This is a genomic window from Corallococcus llansteffanensis, from assembly GCF_003612055.1.
Classification (GTDB): Bacteria; Myxococcota; Myxococcia; order Myxococcales; family Myxococcaceae; genus Corallococcus; species Corallococcus llansteffanensis.
Map to the genome: position 1 here is coordinate 1 of NZ_RAWB01000741.1, position 4,179 is coordinate 4,179.

Consider the following 4,179-nt stretch of genomic DNA (forward strand, 5'->3'; position numbering starts at 1 on the left):
GGAGTGTGCCGACGTTCCCCGGACTGGGGGAGCACTTGTTTCAGCTCCGCCCGTCCGCGTTACAGGAATCAGCAATCCAGGACCGCTGTGAAAGTCGCGTATGGGAGGACCCTGACTTGAGCCGCCGTGCGATTCGTGGCGACATGCGGGCTCCTGGGGCAGGGAAGGGCCGGGGCCGCGCAGGGAATCCTGTCGGGGGGCGGTTTTCCATCCCCGCAGGGCGCGCCGGAGGAGATGGATGTCCGCGACCGACACGACCGTGCCCCTGCCGCTCCCGGACACGCTCCTGTCCGCGCTGGAGGAGGCCGAGCGGGAACACCCGGAGGCGTGCATGGTGCTGCGCGCCGTGCGCGCCGTCAGCGGAGAGATCCTCGACTTCGAGTGGCTGTGGGCCAACCCCGCCGCGTCGCGGGCCCTGGGCCAGGAGCCCACCTTCCTCCGGGGCCGGCGCCTGAGCGAGGTGTCCACGCCGGACGGGCTCGCGGGCCGCCTGGACGTGCTGCGCCAGGTGTTGGCGTCCGGCCAGCCGCGCGCGGACAACTTCGCCGAAGGGGACGTCTGGTTGCAGAGCACCGCCGTCCCCCTGCGCGACGGGGTGTTGGTGCGCCTGCGCGACGTGACCAGCGCCCAGCGGATGGAGGAGGGGCTGCGGGACACGCTGGACTGGGTGCGCGACGTGCTGGAGAGCATGCCGGACGCCTTCTTCACCGTGGACACGGAGTGGCGCCTCACCTACGTGAACCGCAACGCCGCCGCGCTCACCGGACGCACCCAGGAGGCCCTCTTCCGCCGCGTGCTGTGGGAGGCGTGCCCGGAGCTGTCCGGCACCCCCCTGGAGCGCGCCCTGCGCGAGGTGGCCGCCGAGGAGGGCTACCGCCTCTTCGAGCTGCGCACCGGGAAGGACCGCTGGCACGAGGTGCACACCTGGTCCAGCGGCCGCAACATCTCCACCTACGCGCGCGACATCACCGACAAGAAGCGCGTCCAGGCGGAGCGCGACGCGCTGCTCGCCCGCGAGCACTCCGGCCGCCTGGAGGCGGAGGCCCTGGCTCAGCGCCGCACGCACGAGCTCATGGCCGCGCGCGAGCGGCTGGTGCAGTCGGAGAAGCTGGCCATGGCGGGGCAGCTCGCCGCCGGGGTGGGCCACGAAATCAACAACCCGCTGTCCTACGTCGCCGGCAACCTCCAGTTCGCGGTGGAGCAGCTGACGCCGCTCGCCCGCCGCGCCAGCGTGGGCCCCGCGGCGCAGGGGGCCCTGGACGAGGCGCTGGAGGCCCTGCGCGAGGCGCGCGAGGGCGCGGAGCGCATCCGCGTCATCGTGCGCGACCTGCAGACCTTCGCCCGCGCGGATGAGCTGCGCCTGTCGCCGGTGGACGTGCACACGGCGCTGGAGTTCGGCGTCTCCATGGCCATGACGCACCTGCGCAGCCGGGCCCAGGTGGAGCGCTCCTTCGGGCAGGTGCCCCACGCGCTGGCCCACGAGGCGCGCCTGGGCCAGGTGTTCCTGCACCTGCTCATCAACGCCGCGCACGCCATTCCCGCCGGCGACTTCGACCGTCACCGGGTGACGCTCACCACCCGCCGCGAGGGCGCGTGGGTGCTGGCGGAGGTGTCCGACACCGGCCTGGGCATGACGCCGGAGGTGCTCCAGCGCGCCTTCGAGCCGTTCTTCACCACGCGCCCCGTGGGCGAGGGCTCCGGCCTGGGGCTGTCCATCTGCCTGGGGCTCGTGCGCAGCATGCACGGCGAGCTGACGGCCACCAGCATCCCCGGCATGGGCAGCACGTTCCAGGTGCGGCTGCCCGTCGCGGAGACCGTGGCGCACCCGCGCCCGCCCGCGGTGCGGGATGCGGAAAGCCCCCAGCGCAAGCGCGTGCTGGTGGTGGACGACGAGCCGCAGCTCACCTCGGTGCTGCGGCGCATCCTCGGCCGGCAGCACGACGTGGTGGTGGCCCACAGCGGCCGCGAGGCGCTGGCGCTGCTGGAGCAGGACGACGACTTCGACCGCGTCTTCTGCGACCTGATGATGGCGGACCTGACCGGGATGGACGTGCACGCGGAGCTGGCGCGGCGCCAGCCGGAGGTGCTGTCCCGGTTCGTGTTCATGACGGGCGGCAGCTTCACCGAACGCGCCCGCGCCTTCCTCCAGGGGGTGCCCCTGCCGCGCATCGAGAAGCCCTTCGAGCCGGGGCTGCTGCACGCGCTGGTGGAGGCCTCGCCGCCGCGCACCGGGGGCGCGCGGCGGCTGGCGACGACGCCCTGACTACAGCTTCACCTCGTCACGCTCCGGCCGGGTGATGTACTCGGCGCCCGGCTTCGTCGGATCCGCCAGCTTCTGCATCAGCTTGTCCATGCCGTTGGAGCGCGAGAAGGCCATCTCGTTCTTCGTCACGCCCACCAGCGTGAGCAGCTCCACCTGACCGCTGGGCAGGGTGAAGTGGCTGGGCCGCGTCGCGTCCTTCACGAACACGAAGCCCGCGAGCTTCGTCTCGCCGCCGGTGAGGGTGCCGTCCACCGGGTAGCGGTGCCCCATGGCGAACAGCCGCGCGCACACGAGGTTGTAGGCCATCATGTCCAAGAGGCGCAGCACCGGCCAACGCTCCTCCTCGGGCGTGTGGATGACCATCTCGTAGCCCAGGCCGCTGGGGCCGGACTCCGCGACCTCCTCGCCGGGCGAGACCGTGAAGGGGTTGGACAGGCCGGACGTCACGTAGGTCCAGTAGGGGTACTCGGGGCTGGGGGGCGCCACGCGCACGCCCATGGGGAGCCAGTTGGGGTCCAGCGTCTGACCCTGGCTCAACTCGCTCTCCAGCCACCCCTCCAGCACGCCGGTGCCTTCCAGGAGGATGACGTCCTCGCTGATGGCACCGAACAGCTTCGGGTACTCCACCTCGTCACGGTCGGCCCAGCAGTCTTCGTACCACTGGATGAAGTCTTCCTCTGTCTCCGGGACTTTCATGGGGGCGGACTCTAGAGGTTCACCCCGATTTCACAACTTCAACCGAGCGCCGTCGGCTTCCGACCGGTGGGCTGGCGGACAGACGTTCAGTTCGACCCGGGAACTCCGGGCGTCTAGGGGGGCGTTTCGGGCGGCGTCACGGGCGGCGTCACGGGGTTCCAGGGCTTGAGGCCGCAGATGCGCTCGGCCTCCTCCACCGCGGGTGCCAGCCGCTGGCGCTCCATGCGCAGGAAGCCCCGCACGGCCTTGTCCAGGCGCTTGTCGAAAATCAGGTGGGCGCTGTGCACGGCGGTGGGCTCGAAGCCGCGCGACACCTTGTGCTCCCCGCCCGCGCCGGGCTCGAACACCTTGCGGCCCGTCTGGATGCAGTCGTCCACGGACTGGTAGAGGCAGACGTTGAAGTGCAGGAAGGGGTGCTCCTCCGTGCAGCCCCAGTAGCGGCCGTAGAGCCGCTCCGGGGTCACGAGGTTGAAGGCGCCCGCGATGACGTGCCCGTCCTTCACCGCCTCCACCATCTCCACCGCGTGGGGCAGGTCGCGGAAGACGCGCTCGAAGAAGCCCGGGGTGAGCTGAACCTGGCCCCAGGCGTGGCGCTCGCAGGTGGACGTGTAGAAGGTGTACGCGCGGTGGGCGTGCTCCGGGCCCAGGTCGTTCTGCCGCACGGTGCGCAGCTGGAGGCCCTGGGTGGCCGCGGCGGCGCGCTCGCGCTTGAGCTGGTGGCGGCGCTTGGAGTCGAAGCGGGCCAGGTAGTCGTCGTAGCTGCGATAGCCCGGGTTCTTCCAGTGGAACTGGAGGGTGATGCGGCGCGCGAGCCCGGCCTCCTCCAGGAAGTCCGCCTCTTCGTCCGTGGGGTAGAGCACGTGGACGCCCGAGCAGCCCGCGTCCTCGGCGCTCGCCACCGCGGCCTCCAGGAGCGCGCGGCGCAGGGGGGCGGCGTCCTCGCCCGGGGCGGTGAGGAAGCGCGGCACGGTGGCGGGGGACAGGGGGCCGCCGACGAGCAGCTTCGGGTAGTACTCCACGCCCAACTGGGCGGCGGCGTTGGCCCAGCCGAAGTCGTAGATGTACTCGCCCATGCTGTGGAACTTGAGGTAGGCGGGCGCGGCGGCGACGAGCTTCGGCCCCCGCCACAGCGTCAGGTGGTGGGGCGCCCAGCCGGTGTCCTCGGTGGCGCTGCCGCTCTCCTCCATGGCGGACAGCCACGCGTGGCGCACGAAGGGGGG

Annotated in this window: 3 protein-coding genes; 1 reads left to right on the plus strand and 2 read right to left on the minus strand. The window is 71.8% G+C overall.

What is annotated here, in order from left to right; genetic code table 11:
- The first annotated feature begins 238 nt into the window (after positions 1 to 238).
- On the plus strand, positions 239 to 2,263 hold the full coding sequence (locus D7V93_RS39310) for an ATP-binding protein (protein WP_120648177.1): 2,025 nt from the start codon (positions 239 to 241) through the stop codon (positions 2,261 to 2,263).
- On the opposite strand, the gene D7V93_RS39315 is transcribed toward D7V93_RS39310, so the two are convergent.
- Together D7V93_RS39315 and D7V93_RS39320 are read right to left on the minus strand one after the other, a co-directional pair.
- Positions 2,264 to 2,959 (minus strand): suppressor of fused domain protein, encoded by a 696-nt coding sequence (locus tag D7V93_RS39315; protein ID WP_120648178.1) that lies wholly within the window; start codon positions 2,957 to 2,959, stop codon positions 2,264 to 2,266.
- A gap of 113 nt (positions 2,960 to 3,072) precedes the next feature.
- Positions 3,073 to 4,179 (minus strand): GNAT family N-acetyltransferase (locus D7V93_RS39320; RefSeq protein WP_147451578.1); only part of this gene is annotated, 1,107 nt, incomplete at its 5' end.